Consider the following 19,176-nt stretch of genomic DNA (forward strand, 5'->3'; position numbering starts at 1 on the left):
GAGAATTCGGAGCGCCGTTCGCGTCGGGTGGGCGTCGTTCCCCCTGTGGCAGGGGCGCGCACCGGACGTACGGCAGCGGCTTATTCTTCCACGGCCTCGGGCCTGCGCCAAAATCGGCCACCGGGCTCCGGGGCCCAGCCCATGATGGAGAGCGTCTCGCGGTCCTTCTTGTCGAAGGCCGCGGCGTCACAACGCTCAATCATGTCGGGCCTGTTGAGAGCCGTACGGCGGAAAGCCTCGTCCCTCCGCCACCGCGCGATCTTGCTGTGATGACCGCTGAGCAGAATGTCCGGAATAGCGCGCCCGCGCCATTCCGGGGGCTTCGTGTAGACCGGGCCTTCCAGCAGATCGGCCATCGCTCCGGGGGCGAAGGAGTCATCACGATGGGACTCGGCGTTGCCCAGGACGCCGGGCAGGAGCCGTGCGACGGCCTCGGTGATGACCAGTACGGCCGCCTCGCCGCCGGCCAGGACGTAGTCGCCGATGGACACCTCGTACACCGGCATCCGCGTCGCGTACTCGTCGACGACGCGGCGGTCGATGCCCTCGTACCGGGCCGGCGCGAAGATCAGCCAGGGACGCTCGGAGAGCTCGACGGCGAGCTCCTGGGTGAACGGGCGGCCGCTGGGGGTGGGAACGACCAGGACGGGGCCGTGGGCGCCCGCCTCGTAGCCGTCCGCGATCGCCTCGTCCAGGGCGTCGCCCCAGGGGCCGGTCTTCATGACCATGCCGGGACCCCCTCCGTAAGGAGTGTCGTCGACCGTGTTGTGCCGGTCGTACGTCCACTCCCGGAGGTCGCGCACGTGGACATCGAGGCGGCCACGCGCGCGTGCCTTGCCGACGAGGGACACGTTCAGCGGTTCGAGGTACTCGGGGAAGATCGTGATCACGTCGGCCCGCAGGGTGCTGGCGTGCGTCATGCCGACTCGCTCCGGCCCGCACCGTCGGGGCCACGGCCACCGCTACCGGGACGGTCGGTGTCGTCGGGGCCGTCGTCACCGGGGCTGCCGGCGCCGTCGGTGGGGGCGGCGACGACCGCGTTGTCGTCGATGAGGCCGGGCGGCGGGTCGATCACGGCCTTCTGCTCCACCAGATCGATCTCGCTCACGATCTCCTCGACGAAGGGGATCATGACCTCGGTGCCGTCGGGACGCTCCACGATGAACAGATCCTGCGACGGGAGGTGGGTGATCTCGGTGATCCGACCGACCTCCGTGCCGTCCGCCAGGACGACGTCCAGGTCCATGAGCTGGTGGTCGTAGTACTCGTCCGGGGCCTCCGGCATGTCCTGCGGGTCCACCTCGGCGATGAGCAGGGTGTTGCGCAGGGCCTCGGCGCCCGTACGGTCGCTCACCCCGGCGAAGCGCAGCAGCAGCCTGCCGCTGTGCACCCGGCCGGTCTCGATCGTCAGGGGGCCCGTGGAGGCCGGTTCCGTGGCCAGTACGGCTCCGGGGCCCAGCCGCAGCTCGGGCTCGTCCGTACGCACCTCGACGGTGACCTCGCCCTTGATGCCGTGGGCACGGCCGATCCGCGCGACTACCAACTGCACTTGCACACGCCCCTGTTCTCCAACTTCTGCGGCCTCTGCGGCTTCTGTGGCAACGCCGCGGCGGCGGAGCGACGCCGCGGCGTTGCGCGTCCGCGCCGCGAAGACGACAAAAACCGGGGAGGGCGATGGCCCTCCCCGGCCCGTGCCGGTTCACAACTGTGTCAGCGGACCTGATCCACGTCGACGAGGTCGACACGGATACCACGGCCGCCGATCGCGCCCACGACGGTGCGCAGAGCGCGTGCGGTGCGACCGTTACGGCCGATCACCTTACCGAGGTCGTCGGGATGGACCCGTACCTCGAGCACACGGCCTCGGCGCAGGGTGCGCGAGGCGACCTGCACATCGTCCGGGTTGTCGACGATGCCCTTCACGAGGTGCTCGAGAGCCTCCTCGAGCATGCTCAGGCCTCGGTCGGCTCAGCGGCGGGCGCCGAAGCAGCGGCGTCGGCGTCGTCCGCCTTCTTGTCCGCCTTCTTCGCCTTGGGGGTGATGGCATCACCCTTGGGCTCGTCGCCGTCCTTGGTGAGAGCCTCGAAGAGAGCGCGCTTGTCGGCCTTCGGCTCCGGCTGGAGCAGCGGCGCCGGCGCGGGCAGGCCCTTGTGCGCCTGCCAGTCGCCCGTGAGCTTGAGGATCGCGAGAACCGGCTCGGTCGGCTGGGCGCCGACGGACAGCCAGTAACGCGCGCGGTCCGAGTCGACCTCGATACGCGACGGGTTCTGCACCGGGTGGTACAGGCCGATCTCCTCGATCGCCCGGCCGTCACGGCGGGTGCGGGAGTCGGCGACGATGATGCGGTAGTGAGGCGAACGGATCTTGCCCAGACGCTTCAGCTTGATCTTGACTGCCACGGAAGTGGTCTCTCCTGGATCTTGACGTGGTTGGGCACATCGACATGCCGCGTGGGGTTGCGGTACTCGTGTGCCCGATGGACGCGTCAGCCGGAGGAGAGAGGGGTCCTGTGCGACTGTCGAGTACAGCTTGCCATTGTGCCACACGCCCCGGACGCGCCGCGCCCCGCCCGACCGGGGCGGCTCCTGACCGGGGCGGCTCCGGGGCCGGGCGGGCGACGGTGGTGCTCAGCTCGCAGCGGCGACCACTTCCGGAATGCGGAACGGCTTGCCACAGCCGCCGCAGACGATCGGGGCCTGGGCGAGGACCGACGGAACGACGCGCACGTTACGACCGCAGTCGCAGACCGCCTTCACGCGCACGCCTCCACCCGACGAGCCGTGCCGCGCGGCGGGGCCGCGGAAGCTGCGCTCGGTGTCGGACGTCGTCGCGACCGTGTGCGCCGCGAGGGCGCGCTGAAGCCGCTCGATGGTGGGGCGGTAGCGCCGTCTCGCCTCGGGGTTGAGTGAGACCAGCGAGAAGCCGCTGCTGGGATGCGGTTCGTCGGAATGATCCAGGCCCAACTCCTCGGCGATCGCGAGGAATCGGCGGTTGTGGTAGCGGCCTGCTCGGGAGGTGTCTCGGACACCCCGGGCGGCGGCGATGCCATGGACTGCTTCGTGAAGCAGTCGCTCGAAGGAGAGCTCGGCGCCGCAGGCGGACGACGATTCTCCGATCAGGGACTCTGGCGCGGCAAGATCGGGCAGCTCGGTGTGGTGCCGCTGAATCTCGGCCCACGCCTGCGCCAGCTCTGCGGCGAGAACAGGTGGTGTCGTGCTCACGTCGTGAACAACGAGCCGGGGCCCTCCCGGGTTCCATTCCGGGGCATCCCAAATATTTTGCACGTACCCGTCAGTTGCCCTTGATGCGTCCCGACGAGGGCGGGTGCGTAGATCTGTGGAGAAGCCTCGCTTCTCACCACAAGCCGGTACGTAGTGCTGGCTACGTCTGGACGCGTAGGAGAAATACGTACACCAGATCGAGCCCACACATGCCGACGACCGTTCGAACGGCCGCGCCGCCGCCGTCGCCGCCCGGACCTCTTCAGGAGGGAGGGCAGGACCACAAGCGGGCGGGACCACAAGAACGACATTATCGGGCGCGCCGCCGATCCCCGGCATCGGCCCCGGCCGGGACGGGCCGCGCGCAATCATCCGATACCGGCGCGGGTGGTGGGGAGTTGAGAGATCTCACCCCGTCGACCTCACTCTTTCGGCCCAATCCCCGCAGATGCCCGTCGAGGGCCCTCGTACGCCGCTCCGCCTTGCCCACGCGGACTCCACGCAGGTGCGGAGCGAGCGCGTTCGGGGCGCGGCCAGGGGCGATTCGGCTAAAGCTCGCACCGTAGGCGGACAACGTCCGGTGAGAGCGATTTTCGGTGCGCCGGGGCGCACGACCGGAGCACACAAGGATTGCCCGTGAACCACTGGACGCGGGCACGGATGCGCAGTTCCCTGGCATACGGGGGACGAAGACGCGCACGTACCGCGCACGTACACGGGGCTGTCAATCAGGGCACAAGGACCGCTCGGCCGGATTGGGGCGCTATCAATGACTCGTACGCTCGTCCAGCACCACCAGCAGCAGGTGAACGCGGCCTCGACAGCTCCTTCTACGGAGGCCGGCGGGCGCGCCCGCGACTGGGCCGAGATCCAGGAACGGATGCTGGTGCCCCTCTACGAGGCGGTGTACGAGCGCCTGGAGGTCGGCCCCGGTACCAGGCTGCTGGGCCTGGGCTGCGGCTCGGGGCTCGCACTGCTGATCGCGACCGCCAGGGGCGCCCAGGTCACCGGAGTGGACGCCGACCGGGAACGCGTCGCGCTGGCTCGCGAGCGGCTCGTCCCCGACGTGCGCCCGATGGCGCAGACGGCACCGTCGGGGGCCTCCGACGGCCGGGCGGGGGCACGGGTGCTGACAGGCGGCGCTACGGCCGTCGTGGAGGCGGAGCGCCCCGCCTACGACGTGATCACCGCGTTCCAGCCCATCGGTGTCGCCGCCGGCGATTCGGACGGGCTCGGGCCCGCGCTGGCCGAGGCGGTGCCGATGGCGGACCGCGGCACGCCCGTGGTACTCGCCGGCTGGGGGCCGCCGGAGCGCTGCGCGACGTCCACCGTCCTGCGGGTCGCGGGGCGGCTGACCGAGCGGCTGCGGAAGGGTGGTGGCTACCGTCCGCCCCTCAGGGACGATCTGGAGGACGTGGCGGCGCGGGCCGGGCTGAAGCCTGACGGTTCGGGGCGCGTGGCCTGCCCGTTCGGTTACGCGGGGATGGAGAGCGCGCTGCGGGGGCTGCTGTCGACCGGGGTGTTCGACGCGGCGGTGCGGGCGACGGACCAGTCGCAGGTGGAGAAGGAGATAACGGAGGCGCTGCACCCGCATGTCCGGCGCGACGGCACCGTATGGATGCCCAACGTCTTCCGCTACCTGATCGCACGTACGCCCTGACGACGACGGCAGTACGAAGGGCCGCCGGCCGCCCTTCGTACTGCCGCCCCTCTTACTACTGAGGGCGGCAGGACAGCGAAGCCCGGTGAGGGACACCTTGAGGGACCCTTGTCAGTATCCAGAATCCTGGTTACTGTCCCTTCTGTGACCGGCTTCGACGAACGCTTCCTGACCCGCAACGGCCTCGCCGCGCGGCAGCTCGCCGTCCTGCTGCTCAACCACGAGCCGGACACCCGCCTGCCCCGCGTTCGCGACTTCGCCGAAGAGTTGGGCGTCGGCAACGGCACGGTGCAGGCCGCTCTGCAACTCCTGGAGACGGCGGGCGCGATCCGTACGACCGCACGTGGCCACCTCGGCACGTTCCTGGTCCACTCCGACCGTTCGGTCCTCTGGCGACTCTCGGGGCTCGGCACACTTCTCGCGGCGATGCCGCTGCCTTACTCGCACCGGTACGAGGGCTTGGCCACCGGGCTGCGCGCCGCGTTCGAGCAGGCCGGGGCGCCGTTCGCGATCACGTTCATGCGCGGCGCCGGGGCCCGCGCCACCGCGCTGATCGAGGGCAAGGTCGACCTGGTGGTCCTCTCACGCTTCGCCGCCGACCGGCTGATCGAGGAGCGCCCCGTGGAACTCGTCGCGGACCTCGGGCCGGCGACGTACGTGGGGGCGCACGGGCTGCTGCTGCGGCACGGCGCGGCCCTGGAGACGGACGGGCTGCGCGTCGCCGTCGACCACGCGTCCGAGGACCAGCGCATACTCGCGGAGCGGGTCTTCGCCGGGCGCACGGACATCAGGTGGGTCGAGGCGTCGTACATGCAACTGCGCGATCTGTTCGCGCACGACCGTGTCGACGCCACCTTGTGGAACCTCGACGAGGTGCAGGACCGGCTCGGCGCCGGCGTGGACGTACTGCCACTGGGCGACGAGGTCACCCGTGATCTGGCGCTGCGCAACTCGAGCGCGGCGATCATCGGCAGGACCGAGGGGGCGAAGGCGCTCGGCGCCGTACGCGACTCGCTGGACCTGTCGGTCATCACCACCTGCCAGGCCGAAGTACTGCGAGGTGAGCGCGCCCCGTCGTACTGACCGCCCCGCGTGCCCGCCCCGACGGGGCGGGCACGCCCTCCCCGTCGAGAAAAAGACGAGGCCCAGCCTCTGCTCAAAATCCAAAATCCTGGTTACTGTCGTATCGAAGGGGACGAAGGGAACACCATGAACGATCAGCTCGCTCTACGCATCCAACTGTTCCGCGAGAGCGGCCAGGTCCGGCCCGAGATCGCCGCGTTCGTGACGGCCGAGCTGGACGCCCTGGGCGCCGAGGGGCGCACCGTCACCGAGGAGACCGCGGGCACGCTCACCAGTCACCTCATGATGGCTCTTACCAGGTTGCTCAACGGTGAGCCGATCGCGCAATTCCCCACCGACTCCGAGATCGTCGCCGAACTCGCCGGGCACCCTGACGCCGTGGCACGGGCCCGCGCCGTCTCCGTACGAGCGGCCTCCGAACTCGGCGCGCCCCTTCCCGAATCCGAGATCAACTTCCTCGGACTGCACCTCGCCCTGCTCGACCAGAACTCGCCCCCACGGCACGAGACATGAGAAGGAATCAGCCATGACGAAGATCCTCACCGGTGGCGTCGGCAAGGCCGAGGTCACGGAGACCGTCAAGAAGCTCGGCCTCGACGGCATCGAGATCACTGCCTCCAACGACATGGACGCCGCGATGAAGCTCCGCGGCGGCCAGGCCGACTACTTCCTCGGCACCTGCCACACCGGCGCCGGCGCCTCCCTCGGCGTACTCGTCGGGCTGCTCGGCCAACCCGCCTGCCATACCTTCGGCCGCTCCGTTCCCACGGAGGACGAGGTGAACGCCCTGCTGGCGGAGGGCAAGAAGGTCTTCGGCTTCGCCATCGACCAGATCGACGTGATCGCCCCGCTCATGGCCCGCGCCATCGCCGCGCGCGGCTGACGGCCCCGTACGAACCCGGAAGGGCTCGACAGACCTCGTAAGACCCCGTGCCGGGCCAAGCCCCGCCGGGCACTGAGGAGTGAATCCCGTGAACAGCGTCCTCGCAGCGAGTTCGACCAATCTCGAACTCTCGCTGGCACAGCAACTGACCGTGATAGCGCTGTGTGCGCTGACCGCGTTCATCTCTCATATGGCACTGGCCGTCTTCAACGACGGCGTGCGCCCCTTCATGCTCGACTTCATCCAGGGGCGGTCCACGCGCAGCGCCACCACCGCCGTGTCCTTCGGTCTCTCGGCCGGCTTCATCTTCGGACTGGGCGCCCCGATGGCGCTGTCCACCGGCGTGCTCAACCCGTGGCTGGTCTTCCTGCCCACCGACATCCTCGGCATCCTGTCGCCCAAGAAGTGGATCGCGCCGCTGCTCGGCGGTGCGTGGGGCGCCGTGGTGGTGTTCGGTCTCAACGGGGCCAACAGCCTCGCGCACGACCTGCCCGTCGACTTCCTGACCGCGCTCCAGCAGATGTCCACGCCGATCCTGTTCCTGTTCACGCTCTTTCCGGTGCTGGCCATCACCAAGCAGTTCGGGCGGCTACGGGGCGGCATCGCGGCGGTCGTCGAGCTGGCGCTCGTCGTGATGACGATGAAGGTCTGGCCCGACATCTTCCCCGGCTCCATCGCCATGGCCGTAGGAGTCCTGACGCTCATCGGCTTCGCCGTCAACAAGGACCTGGCGCAGCGGAGGTCGGCCCGTGCCGAGGCGGCGAAGGCGGTGGCGGCCGGCGACGTGCCCCCGGAGGTGAAGAACGGGGCGGCGGACGACGCGGAAGACCCGATGGCCTCCCTCTTCAGCGCGAGCGCGCTGCGGCTGCGCCGCCACCTGCCCCTCTTCATGCTGCTCGGGGCGGGCGTCTGTGTGCTGGCCCAGTCGCATGTGTTCGGCGGCGGTGAGGCCACGAGCTTCCTGATCGCCAAGGGCGACTACGCGGAGGCCGCCCAGGTGGACTTCTACCGGGCCTTCGGCTTCGTACCGCTGATCGCGACGACCGCGCTCGCCTCCGGCGCGTACGGCATCGCGGGCTTCACCTTCGTCTACCCCATCGGCTACCTCCTGCCGAACCCGTTCCTCGCCGCCGTCGTCGGCGCCGCCGTCTTCGCCCTCGAGGTGCTGGCGCTCTCCGCCATCGGCAAGGTCCTCGGGAAGCTGCCGAGCGTGCGTGACTCCTCCGAGCATCTGCGGAGCGCGATCGGCGACGCGTTGGGACTCGCGATCCTCTTCGGTTCGCTGATGGCCGCCAACGTCATGGGAGGGGGCCTCGGCATCCTCATAGTCGGCGGGCTCTACCTGCTCAACGAGTCGATGGGCCGCCCCGTGGTACGGATGGCGGCGGCGCCCGCCGCGGTCATCGTCGGCGGCGTGCTGCTGAACATCCTTTACTGGCTGGACCTGTTCACACCGATCAAGGGATAGGGGGGCGCCCCGAGACCCACCGCGGCGAACACGCACCACAGCAGGAAGGCCCCCGCACCATGCATCAGCACTCCGACGATGCCCGTCATCCACGCCACCCGCTCCACTCGCTCCACCCGCACCATCTGCGCACCGTCACCGGCCCGTTGCCGGCCTCCGCCGTACGCGGCCCCGTCCTCGCCCATGAGCACCTGGTTCTCGATCTCGACCGCGCCGGGGAGGGCGCGGCGGTACTCCACGCGGATCAGCACGGGCCCGCAGTCACCACGGAACTGGCGCACCTGCGCGAGGAGTACGGCCTCGGTCTGGTCGTCGAGCTGACCTGCCGCGGCATGGGCCGCTGTCCCGGGGCCCTGGCCCGGATCTCCGAGGAGTCCGGGGTGCCGGTGGTGGCCGCCACGGGCTGGTACTACGAGCCGTTCCACCCGACTGAGCTCGACGGGGCGAGCGTCGAGGAGCTGACCGCGACCCTCGTGCGGGAGATCGAGGACGGCTTCGGCGACACCGGGATCCGGCCCGGCGTAGTCGGCGAGATCGGCAGCCACGGTGATGTGCCGAGCGAGCCCGAGACGCGGGCGCTGCTGGCCTCGGCGCACGCTGCCGTCGCCACCGGCCTGTCGGTCGCCACCCACGCCCAGCTCGGCCGCGGCGGTCTCGCACAGCTCGAACTGCTCGCCGGTGCCGGCCTCCCGCCGCACCGGATCTCGGTGGGCCACCAGGACCTTCTCGACGCCCCGACGGTGCACCGTGCGCTGGCCGCGAGCGGCGCGTACGTCGCCTTCGACACTGTCGGCAAGGAGAACTACCAGAGCGACACCACGCGGCTGCGCCTCCTGCTCGCGCTCGTGGAGGCGGGCCATGCCGACCGTGTCCTGCTCAGCTCCGACATCTCCCGGCACGCCTATCTGCGGTCGGAGGGCGGCCAGGGATACGGGCATCTCTTCCGTTCCTTCCTGCCCCGGGTACGCGCGGCCGGCGTGGACGAGGACCTGATCGACTTGATGACACGGCGCAATCCACTGCGGTTCCTGACCGGCGCGGACACGAAGGAGAGCTGAGATGTCGGTACAACTGCCGCGGACCTTCCCCCTGGCGACGATCCCGCTGGACGACGCGGTCCGGATGCAGTTCCGGCTGCTGGAGTGCACGGCCGCGCGTTTCGAGGGTCAGCAGCTCTTCGAGGCGGACGCGGGTGTGGTGCCGGACCTGGGCCGGCCCCGTACCACCGCGCGGGTCGAGTCGGTGCTGGCCGACTTCTTCGGCGCCGAGGACGCCGCGCTGGTGCAGGGCGCGGGCACGGGCGCCATCCGGGCCGCGCTTCAGGGCGCCGTGGGGCCCGGTGACCCGCTGCTGATCCACCGGGCGCCGGTCTACCGCACGACCGCGGTGACGCTGCGCGGGCTCGGAGTGCGCCCCGTCGAGGCGGACTTCAACGATGACGCGGCGCTCCGCCGGGCCCTGGACTCGGGTGAGTTCAGGTGGGCGTACGTCCAGCACAGCCGCCAGCGGCTCGCCGACTCGTACGACCCGGGAGCCGTACTCGCGGCCTGCCGCGCCGCGGGGGTGCGCACGATCGTGGACGACAACTACGCGGTACTGCGCGCCCCGTCGTGCGGCGTGGAGCTGGGCGCCGACGCCTCGTGCTTCTCACTGTTCAAACTGCACGGGCCCGAGGGGGTGGGCGCCGTCGTCGGGGCAGCGGACCTCGTGGAGCGTGTGCGCGCCGACAACTACTCGGGCGGCGGCCAGGTGCAGGGCCACCAGGCGCTCGACGCGCTGCGCGCCCTCATCCACGTCCCCGTGATGTGGGCCGTCCAGTCGCGGGTCGGCGCGGAGATCGCCGAACGGCTCGCCGCAGGCGAGGTGCCCGGTGTGGCGGAGGTGCGGATCGCCAACACGCAGGACCGCTGTCTGCTCGTACGCCTGGACCGCCCCGTCGCGCGTGAACTGCCCGCCGTGGCCGCGCGATACGGTGCCGCGCCGTACCCCGTAGGCTCCAACTCCCGCTACGAGATCGCCCCGCTCGTCTACCGGATGTCCAGCTCGTCCCTCGAAGACGCTCCGGAACTCGCCGACCGGACGGTGCGGATCAACCCCATGCGGGCCGGCGCCGATCTGGTGATCGAGATCCTCCGCCGTTCGCTGCACGACCTGAAGGACTGAACGTGTTCCTGGACGCTGTCCTGGCCCGCAACCCCGCGCTCGTCGACGTGGCGGTCTCGCTGCACCGCTCCGGCGCCGTCCCGCCCGACACGTACGTGATCGACGCCGACACCGTGGAGGCCAATGCCGCGCTGCTGGCCGGTGAGGCCGAACGGCTCGGCCTCTCGCTCTGGTTCGTGGTCAAGCAGATCGGCCGCAATCCGGCGCTGATCCGGGCGATCGCCCGGCACATCCCCCGTTTCGCGGCGATCGATCCGTACGAGGCGCGGCTGCTGCACGAGGCGGGGGCGCGGGCCGGCAACCTCGGCCACCTTGTACAGATCCCGCCCCGTCAACTGCCCGAGATGCTGGGCTGGCGGCCAGAGACGGTGACCGTCTTCGACCTCGCCAACGCCCGCGCCGTCTCGGACGCCGCCCGGCGACTCGGCTTCGTCCAGGACGTTCTCGTGCGGCTCGAGGGCACCGACAAGGTCTATCCGGGGCAGGAGGGCGGCGTGCCGTTCGCCGGTCTCGACGACTTCGCCGCCGTGGCGGAGGCGCTGCCGGGTATCAGGATCGCGGGGGTCACCGCCTTCCCCTGCGTCCTGTGCGATCCGTCGACCGGTGCGCCGACCGCTACACAGAACTTCCAACTCGCGATCAAGGCGCGCGAGTTGCTGGCCGCGCGGGGGCACCACGGGCTGAAACTCAGCGCTCCCAGTGCCACCTCCATGGCTTCCCTGCCCCTCCTCGCCGAGCTGGGCGCCACGCACGGCGAGCCGGGGCACGCCCTCACCGGGACGACCCCGCTGCACGCGGTCGACCACCAGCAGCCCGAACGACCCGCCTACGTGTACGTCAGCGAGGTCGCCCACACCCTCGCCGACGGACGGCCCGCGATCCACGGCGGCGGCTTCTACCCGCGCGCGCACATCCGCGACGCCCTGCTGCCGCGCACCGGACAGCGCCTGCCCGTACAGGACGCGCCCCCGGAGAACATCGACTACTACCGGCTGCTCCAACTGCCCACCCACGCCGCGGACGTTCAGGTCGGGGACACCGCCGTGCTCGCCTTCCGCACCCAGATCTTCGTCACCCGCTCGACCGTCGCGGTCGTCGCCGGGCTCTCCACCGGAGAACCGCGGCTGACCGGCCTGTACGACGCTCAGGGCCGGGCCCGGTAAGGAGCCGGCACCATGAGCACGACCGTGATCGTCGTCATCGACGGATTCGGCATCGGCGCGATGCCGGACGCGGGGTCACTGCGGCCCGGCGATCTCACCGCCGACACCTGCGGGCATGTCCTCGACCACTGCCGCGCTTCGCTGGGCCGGCCGCTCCAACTGCCCGCACTCGGGGCGCTGGGACTCGGCCTCGTCCATCCGCACCCGGATCTCGCCCGGCGGACCGACCGCCCCGTCGCCGCGGGCCGGGCCGCCCTCGGCTACCCCGGGGCCGATACGTTCGCCGGGCATCAGACCATGATGGGCGCGGACTTCAGCCGGGTCACGGTGGCCCCGCTCGCCGGGCATCTGGACGAGGTGAGCGACGCGTTGAAGTCGGCGGGGCACCGTGTCGAGCCCCTGACGGGGCAGCCACTCCTGCTCGTCGACGGCGCCGTCCTGGTCCACGACAACCTGGAGGCCGATCCCGGCATCAACTGGAACGCCTCCGGGCGTCTGGACGACCTGTCCTTCGACCGCATCCTCGCCATCGCCCGTACGGTGCGGGCCGTCGCGCCGGTCGCCCGCGTGATCGCCGTGGGAGGCCACGCGGACGGGGCGCTCACCACGTACGTACGGGGCGGTGACGGTGGCGCCGTGGGCCTGGACACCCCGGCCACCGGCTTCTACCGCAACGGCGGCCTCCAGGTGCGGCATCTGGGCGTGGATCTCGACCACACCCGGCAACTGCCCGACGTCGCCGCCCGCGCCGGTGTCCCGGTCACCCTCGTCGGCAAGGCGGCGGACATCCTGGCGTGCGAAGCCGCCGTACGGCGCCCCGCCGTCGCGACGGGGGAGGTCCTGGAGCACACACTGGCGGCGGTACGGGGCGGGCGGGGCGGCCTCGTCGTCGCGAACGTCCAGGAGAGCGACCTCGCGGGCCACCAGCAGGACACGGGGCGCTACGGGAGCGTTCTGGAGCAGGTCGACGTAGGGCTGGGCGAGCTGACGGGGCTGCTCACCGCGCCGGGCGACCGTCTGATCGTCACGGCCGACCACGGGAACGATCCGACGATCGGCCACGCGTACCACACCCGCGAGTACGTCCCCGTCCTGATCCATCGCCCGGACGCCGCGGGGATCGAACTCCTCCCGGACGCCGCCACCCTGGCGGACGTGGGGGCGACGGCCGCGACGGCCCTGGGCCTGAACGCGGGCGCCCTCACGACGGGAGCGACGCTGCTCGGCCGCCCGTCCGACCGCCCGTCCGGCCGGGCGCGGTAGCCGCGGCGGACACGGCGGCGGCGCGGGGCCACCACACAGGTGGTCCCGCGCCGCCGGTCACACACGGCCCCGAGGGGCGTCAGCCCATGAACTTCTTGAACTCGTCGGGCAGTTCGAAGTTCTTGTCCGCCTCGGCCGCCGGCAGGCCGAACGCCCCGCCCGACTGCGCCGCCTCCTCGCGCCGTACCGCCGCGGCCTGCTCCTCGGCCTTGCGCTTCATCGGGTTGCCGGAGCGACGCTTCCCCTTGGCCTGCTTCTGCTGCTTCTTCTGCCTGCCGGGCCCGCCGCCGGAGCCCGGAGCGCCCGGCATTCCGGGCATCCCGCCGCCCTGCGCCATCTTCGACATCATCTTGCGGGCCTCGAAGAACCGCTCCACCAGACTCTTCACGGCGCTGACCTCGACGCCCGAACCCTTGGCGATGCGCGCCCGGCGTGAGCCGTTGATGATGGTCGGCTCGTGCCGCTCGCCCGGCGTCATGGACTTGATGATCGCGGCGGTACGGTCGACGTCCCGCTCGTCGATGTTGCTGATCTGGTCCTTCATCTGCGCCATGCCGGGCAGCATCCCGAGCAGCTTCGAGATGGAGCCCATCTTCCGGACCTGTTCCATCTGCGCCAGGAAGTCGTCGAGCGTGAACTCCTTGGGCCCCTTCGCCAGCTTCTGGGCCATCTTCTCGGCCTCGGCCTGGCTGAAGGTCTGCTCGGCCTTCTCGATGAGGCTGAGCATGTCGCCCATGTCGAGGATGCGGGACGCCATGCGGTCCGGGTGGAACGCGTCGAACTCGTCCAGCTTCTCGCCGTTGGAGGCGAACATGATCTGCTTGCCGGTGACGTGCGCGATGGACAGCGCGGCACCGCCACGGGCGTCGCCGTCGAGCTTGGACAGCACGACGCCGTCGAAGCCGACACCGTCGCGGAACGCCTCCGCGGTGTTGACCGCGTCCTGGCCGATCATCGCGTCGACGACGAACAGGACCTCGTCGGGGTTGACGGCGTCGCGGATGTCCGCGGCCTGCCGCATCAGCTCCTCGTCGATACCGAGACGGCCGGCGGTGTCGACGATGACGACGTCGTGGACCCTGTCCTTGGCGTACTTGATCGAGTCCTCGGCTACCTTGACCGGGTCTCCGACGCCGTTGCCGGGCTCGGGGGCGTACACCGAGACGCCCGCGCGTTCGGCGACGACGGCGAGCTGGTTGACGGCGTTGGGGCGCTGGAGGTCACAGGCGACCAGCAGCGGGGAGTGCCCCTGTCCCTTGAGCCAGAGGCCCAGCTTGCCCGCGAGGGTCGTCTTGCCCGCGCCCTGGAGGCCGGCGAGCATGATCACGGTGGGCGGCTGCTTGGCGAAGCGCAGGCGCCGCGTCTCGCCGCCGAGGATGCCTACAAGCTCCTCATTGACGATCTTGATGATCTGCTGGCTGGGATTGAGCGCCCGCGAGACCTCCTCACCGCGCGACCGCTCCTTGACCTTCGCGGTGAAGTCGCGGACCACGGGGAGCGCGACGTCCGCCTCGAGGAGCGCGATGCGGATCTCGCGGGCGGTGGCGTCGATGTCCGCCTCGGACAGCCGCCCCTTGCCGCGGAGGGTTTTGAAAGTCGCTGAGAGGCGATCGGAGAGGGTATCGAACACGGCGCTCGTAGGTCCTCAGGGGTCGGGGGCAGAGTGGATTGCTCTCCAGGGTATCCGGCCGGGCGAACACGGCGGGCCCTGCCCGGTGGGATCGCCTGTACGGGGCCTTCCGACGCGGCGTCGTCCCGCCCCGTACGGTGCCGGGCCGCGCCCCCCTGGGTCACCCGCGCAGGGCCTCCTCCACCACCTTCGCGACGGTTGTCGCCTCCCCCTCCGTCAGGAGGGCCCCGTCGGGGCGGGTGACGTACACGGTGTCCACCACGTTCGCGCCCAGCGTGGACACGTGCGCGCTGCGCACCCGTACCGCCGCCTCCTCCAGCGCCCGCCCGATCCGGTGCAGCAGACCGGGGGCGTCCTGCGCGCGTACTTCTATGACGGTGGCGAGCTCCGAGCTGCCCGGCACCACCGTCACACGGGGCGGCGGTGCCTGTGTGCCGCGACGTCGCGGATAGGCGGCCTCGCGCTCCGCGAGCCGGGACCGGATGTCGAGGGAGCCGTCCAGGGCCCGTACGAGATCGGCGCGCAGCCGCGTGGCCTGGGGCAGGGAGCCGTACGCCGCGGCGACCCGCCAGCTCAGCAGCAGGACGTCGGATGCCTCGCCGAGCGCCGTGGGCAGTTCGACGGTGCGCAGATCGGCCGCCCGCACGGTGAGCCGGTGCAGCGCGAGGACCCCGGCCGCGGCCGGCAGGACGCCGGGGCGGTCGGGGAGGGCGATGAGCAGTTCGACGCCGACCGGCTCCGGTTCGTCGTCCTCCTGAGGAGGCTCGGGCTGGGCGTGCAGGGACAGGACGGGGCCGCCGGTGCGCAGTGCCTCGACGGCGAGGCGTTCTTGTTCCGCGCTGGTCACCACGGGGCGCGGGGCGGCGGGCGCCTTGCCCGCGAGGGCGGCGGCGACACGGCCGACGAGGTCCGTGACGAGTGACCCGCGCCAGGTGGACCAGGCGGCGGGCCCGGTGGCGAGCGCGTCGGCCTCGGTGAGCGCGTGGAGCAGTTCGAGGGTGGACAGCGAATCGACCTTCTCGGCGACGGCGCCGACGGTCGCCGGGTCGTCCAGGTCGCGGCGGGTGGCCGTCTCGACGAGCAGCAGATGGTGGCGTACGAGCGTGGCGACGACCTCCGCGTCGGCACGGTCGAAGCCGATCCGCAGGGCGACGGCGCGCGCGACGGGCTCACCGGCAACGGAGTGATCGCCCGGCAGTCCCTTGCCGATGTCGTGAAGCAGTGCCGCGACGAGGAGCAGGTCGGGTCGGCTCACGCGCCGGGTCAGCGCGGACGCCTCGACCGCCGTCTCGACGAGGTGGCGGTCCACCGTCCAGGTGTGTACGGCGTTGCGCTGGGGCCGGCAGCGGACGCGCTCCCACTCGGGGATGAGGCGGGTGATGAGCCCTTCGGCCTCGAACGCCTCCCAGACTGCGACGGTCGGCTCCCCGGCGCCGAGCAGCGTGACGAACTCCTCGCGCGCCTCGGCGGGCCACGGCACGGGCAGCGGGCGCGCGGCGGCGAGCCGCCGGACGACGTAGGGCGAGATCGGCAGCCCGGACTGGGCGGCGGCGGCAGCGGCGCGCAGGGGCAGCGCGGCATCGCGTTCGACGCGCGCCGTCCTGGCGAGCACGGCCTCGCCGTCCTGCTCCACGACGCCTTCGGCGAGCGGCGTCCGCTCCGGGGCGGGCCTGCTGCCGCCGAGGAGGGCGCGCAGACGGGGGCGGGCGGCGCGGGAGCGCAGGACGCGGTTGACCTCGCGCCAGGTGACGTCGGAGGCGTACGACACGGTGCGCGCCGCTTCGTAGACCTGTCGCAGGAGTTCGTCGGCGTCGTCGGCGCCGAGGTCCGCGGCGACGCCGTCCTGCTCCTGGAGGGCGAGCCGGTCGGTGGCGCGACCGGTCGTCAGGTGCAGGGCGTCGCGCACGTCGAGGAGCGCGCGGCGGGCGGCGGCAAGACCCTCGCGGGGGGCGTCGGCGAGCCAGGACGCGGCGACGGCGCGCAGCGCGGTGGCGTCCCTCAGCCCGCCCCGTGCCTCCTTGAGGTCGGGTTCGAGGAGGAACTGGAGCTCACCCTGGCGCTCCGCGCGTTCGCGGCAGAGCTCGTCGAGTTCGGGAAGGCGCTTGGGCGCCTGGTTGCGCCAGTCGGCGAGTACGGCGGTGCGCAGCGCGGCGGTGGGCGCCAGGTCGCCGACGACATGACGGGCGTCGAGGAGCCCGAGTTGGACCTTCAGGTCCTGGCCGGCGGTCTTGCGGGCCTCGGTGGTCGTCCGTACGGAGTGGTCGAGGGCGAGCCCGAGGTCCCATACGGGGTACCAGACGCGGTCGGCGAGCGCGGCGATCGCCGCGGCGTCGGAGCTGCCGTCGTGCAGGAGGAGCAGGTCGAGGTCGCTGCGGGGGGACAGTTCGCCGCGTCCGTACCCGCCGACGGCGACGAGGGCCGCGCCCTGGACGCCCGCCTCGCGGGCCGCGGCGGTGAACAGCGCGTGGAGCCAGTCGTCCGTGAGGCGTGCCAGGGCGGCCCGGCGCGGCGGGCCGGGCCGTGTCTTCTCGTGGAGCAGGCGCAGCCGGGCCGCCGCGTAGCCGCTGGGTCCCGAGTCCGGTTGTCCGGTCGTCTGTTCAGGAGTGGTCACCCGGCAGGTCCCGTCTTTCGGCGGGCGTCTCGCGTGCGGGACGCCCGGTTTCGCTGCGCGTCCGGTCTCCGAGCGCGCTCGGTGTCTCAACTCGCGCGACGTTGTCACGAGTTGGCCGCCGGCTCGCGCCCCGTCCCCGGAACGCGAGCGGCGCCGGGCGCACCCTTTGACGGAGTGCGCCCGGCGCCAGAGCGTGCCCGCTCACCGAGCACGCGCTGGCATCGGACCGTGTCCGGTGTCAGAGGGCGTCCGGACCGCGTTCCCCCGTACGCACCCGTACCGCCGTGTCCACCGGCACGCTCCACACCTTGCCGTCGCCGATCTTGCCCGTCCGGGCGGCCTTCACGACGACCTCGATGAGCTGCTCGGCGTCGCCGTCCTCGACAAGCACCTCGATGCGGATCTTCGGTACGAGGTCGACCGTGTACTCCGCACCCCGGTAGACCTCGGTGTGGCCGCGCTGCCGGCCGTATCCGCTTGCTTCCGTGACCGTCAGGCCCTGGACACCGAAAGCCTGGAGGGCCTCCTTGATCTCGTCCAGTCGGTGTGGCTTGACGACTGCGGTGATGAGCTTCATACGTCCACCTTCTTGTTCTGCGCCGCAGCGGCGAGGTTCTTGTCCGGAGCGGTCACACTGCTTCGGCCCGAGGGTGAGCCTCCCACCGCGCTGAAGTCGTAGGCGGACTCGGCGTGGAACGCCATGTCCACACCGCTCGTCTCGTCGTCCTCGGAGGCCCGGAAGCCGATGGTGACGTCAACGATCTTCGCCAGGATCCAGGAGACCACGAACGAGTACGCCATCACCGAGAAGGCGCCGACCGCCTGCTTGCCGAGCTGCGAGACGCCGCCGATGCCGTCGATGGCCAGGACGCCGACGAGCAGGGTGCCGATGACGCCGCCGACGAGGTGGACGCCGACCACGTCGAGCGAGTCGTCGTAGCCCAGCTTGTACTTGAGGCTGACGGCCCAGGAACAGGCCGCTCCGGCGACGACGCCGATGAGCAGCGCGCCGAACGGGTTGACGTGCGCCCCGGACGGGGTGATCGCCACCAGACCGGCGATGGCTCCTGAGGCCGCGCCGAGCGTGGTGAACGCGCCGTGCCTGATGCGCTCGTAGATGAGCCAGCCGAGCATGGCCGCGCCGGTGGCGATCTGCGTGTTGAAGGCCATGATCGCGGCCGTGCCGTTGGCGGCGAGGGCGGAGCCGGCGTTGAAGCCGAACCAGCCGAACCACAGCAGCGCGGCGCCGAGAACCACCAGCGGCAGGCTGTGCGGCCGCATCGGGTCCTTCTTGAACCCGATGCGCTTGCCGACGACAAGGACCGCGGCGAGTGCTCCGATACCGGCGTTGATATGGACCGCCGTACCACCGGCGAAGTCGATCACTTCCAGCTTGAAGAGCCAGCCGTCCGCCTGCCATACCCAGTGCGCGACCGGGAAGTAGACGACGGTGACCCACAGGGCGATGAACAGGGCCCAGGCGCTGAACTTGACGCGGTCGGCGAGTGCGCCGCTCATCAGCGCCGGAGTCAGTACGGCGAACATCAGTTGGAACAGGGCGAAGGCGTAGACGGGGATTCCCTCGTCGCCGCCCGTGAGCGTCTCGGCGGTGATGCCCTTCAGACCGATGTGGTCGAAGTTGCCGAGCAGTCCTCCGCCGATGTCGTCACCGAAGGTGAGCGAGTACCCGTAGAGCACCCACAGCACGCTGACGATGCCGAGCGAGATGAAGGACATCATGAGCATGTTCAGGGCGCTCTTCACCCGGACCATGCCGCCGTAGAAGAAGGCCAGGCCGGGCGTCATCAACATGACGAGCGCGGCACTGATCAATACGAATGCGGTATCTGCGCCATTCAAGGCCGGCGTCTCCTCGTGGGTGGGAAATACGGCCCGTGCGGATGCTCTTACTTCTGTGGGCCGACTAGTGGTGAGGAGATTGACGTGGGGTGATTTCGGTCGATGCCGCCCGATGTTTCACGCCAGTGACGAAGTGGTCCGGGGTGTTACGCCTGGATGAACTGCCGTGTC

The 19,176-nt window shown here is 71.0% G+C and carries 18 protein-coding genes; 9 read left to right on the forward strand and 9 right to left on the reverse strand.

What is annotated here, in order from left to right; translation table 11 throughout:
• Positions 1-80: 80 nt before the first annotated feature.
• The 5 genes from trmD to OG329_RS10255 all read right to left on the reverse strand — a co-directional run bounded on the left by trmD (position 81) and on the right by OG329_RS10255 (position 3,221).
• Positions 81-902, reverse strand: coding sequence for a tRNA (guanosine(37)-N1)-methyltransferase TrmD (gene trmD / locus OG329_RS10235; protein ID WP_405801751.1), 822 nt, complete (start codon positions 900-902; stop codon positions 81-83).
• A 14-nt stretch (positions 903-916) separates the two neighbouring features.
• Positions 917-1,549 (reverse strand): ribosome maturation factor RimM, encoded by a 633-nt coding sequence (gene rimM, locus OG329_RS10240; RefSeq protein ID WP_405794283.1) that lies wholly within the window; start codon positions 1,547-1,549, stop codon positions 917-919.
• Positions 1,550-1,710: 161 nt separating this feature from the next.
• Positions 1,711-1,950, reverse strand: a complete 240-nt coding sequence (locus OG329_RS10245; protein WP_003980229.1) for an RNA-binding protein — start codon at positions 1,948-1,950, stop codon at positions 1,711-1,713.
• A gap of 2 nt (positions 1,951-1,952) precedes the next feature.
• Positions 1,953-2,399: a 30S ribosomal protein S16 gene (gene rpsP / locus OG329_RS10250; RefSeq protein WP_405611715.1), complete on the reverse strand. Its 447-nt coding sequence runs from the start codon at positions 2,397-2,399 to the stop codon at positions 1,953-1,955.
• A gap of 228 nt (positions 2,400-2,627) precedes the next feature.
• Positions 2,628-3,221, reverse strand: coding sequence for a hypothetical protein (locus OG329_RS10255; protein WP_356593934.1), 594 nt, complete (start codon positions 3,219-3,221; stop codon positions 2,628-2,630).
• A gap of 769 nt (positions 3,222-3,990) precedes the next feature.
• On the opposite strand from OG329_RS10255, the gene OG329_RS10260 reads away from it, so the two are divergent.
• From OG329_RS10260 to OG329_RS10300, 9 genes are all read left to right on the forward strand, one after another.
• Complete coding sequence (locus OG329_RS10260; protein WP_405794285.1) at positions 3,991-4,881, forward strand: methyltransferase domain-containing protein; 891 nt, start codon at positions 3,991-3,993, stop codon at positions 4,879-4,881.
• Between the two features lie 144 nt (positions 4,882-5,025).
• Complete coding sequence (gene yhfZ / locus OG329_RS10265) at positions 5,026-5,964, forward strand: GntR family transcriptional regulator YhfZ (RefSeq protein ID WP_405794287.1); 939 nt, start codon at positions 5,026-5,028, stop codon at positions 5,962-5,964.
• A 126-nt stretch (positions 5,965-6,090) separates the two neighbouring features.
• Positions 6,091-6,477 (forward strand): transcriptional antiterminator, encoded by a 387-nt coding sequence (locus OG329_RS10270; RefSeq protein ID WP_405794289.1) that lies wholly within the window; start codon positions 6,091-6,093, stop codon positions 6,475-6,477.
• Positions 6,478-6,490: 13 nt separating this feature from the next.
• Entirely contained in the window at positions 6,491-6,847 is a 357-nt protein-coding gene (locus OG329_RS10275; protein WP_405794290.1) for a DUF2620 domain-containing protein, read from the forward strand.
• 190 nt (positions 6,848-7,037) lie between these two features.
• Complete coding sequence (locus OG329_RS10280; RefSeq protein ID WP_405801752.1) at positions 7,038-8,315, forward strand: YhfT family protein; 1,278 nt, start codon at positions 7,038-7,040, stop codon at positions 8,313-8,315.
• A gap of 59 nt (positions 8,316-8,374) precedes the next feature.
• A complete protein-coding gene (locus OG329_RS10285) occupies positions 8,375-9,373 on the forward strand; it encodes a phosphotriesterase (protein WP_405794291.1) in 999 nt (332 codons plus the stop codon).
• A 1-nt stretch (position 9,374) separates the two neighbouring features.
• Complete coding sequence (locus tag OG329_RS10290) at positions 9,375-10,478, forward strand: aminotransferase class V-fold PLP-dependent enzyme (RefSeq protein ID WP_405794293.1); 1,104 nt, start codon at positions 9,375-9,377, stop codon at positions 10,476-10,478.
• 2 nt (positions 10,479-10,480) lie between these two features.
• Positions 10,481-11,641: an alanine racemase gene (locus tag OG329_RS10295; protein WP_405794294.1), complete on the forward strand. Its 1,161-nt coding sequence runs from the start codon at positions 10,481-10,483 to the stop codon at positions 11,639-11,641.
• Positions 11,642-11,653: 12 nt separating this feature from the next.
• Positions 11,654-12,904: a phosphopentomutase gene (locus OG329_RS10300; protein WP_405794296.1), complete on the forward strand. Its 1,251-nt coding sequence runs from the start codon at positions 11,654-11,656 to the stop codon at positions 12,902-12,904.
• Positions 12,905-12,983: 79 nt separating this feature from the next.
• Here OG329_RS10300 and ffh read toward each other — a convergent pair whose 3' ends face one another.
• From ffh to OG329_RS10320, 4 genes are all read right to left on the reverse strand, one after another.
• The gene (ffh, locus tag OG329_RS10305) at positions 12,984-14,534 is read right to left on the reverse strand and encodes a signal recognition particle protein (protein WP_385798565.1); all 1,551 of its coding nucleotides are present in this window, start codon (positions 14,532-14,534) and stop codon (positions 12,984-12,986) included.
• A gap of 160 nt (positions 14,535-14,694) precedes the next feature.
• Positions 14,695-17,145 (reverse strand): [protein-PII] uridylyltransferase, encoded by a 2,451-nt coding sequence (locus tag OG329_RS10310; protein ID WP_405794297.1) that lies wholly within the window; start codon positions 17,143-17,145, stop codon positions 14,695-14,697.
• A 238-nt stretch (positions 17,146-17,383) separates the two neighbouring features.
• On the reverse strand, positions 17,384-17,722 hold the full coding sequence (locus tag OG329_RS10315) for a P-II family nitrogen regulator (protein ID WP_078074856.1): 339 nt from the start codon (positions 17,720-17,722) through the stop codon (positions 17,384-17,386).
• Positions 17,719-19,005, reverse strand: a complete 1,287-nt coding sequence (locus tag OG329_RS10320) for an ammonium transporter (RefSeq protein WP_405794299.1) — start codon at positions 19,003-19,005, stop codon at positions 17,719-17,721. The genes OG329_RS10315 and OG329_RS10320 overlap by 4 nt, the downstream gene beginning before the upstream one ends.
• Positions 19,006-19,176: the final 171 nt, after the last annotated feature.

It is taken from the genome of Streptomyces sp. NBC_01506 (assembly GCF_045040295.1).
Classification (GTDB): Bacteria; Actinomycetota; Actinomycetes; order Streptomycetales; family Streptomycetaceae; genus Streptomyces.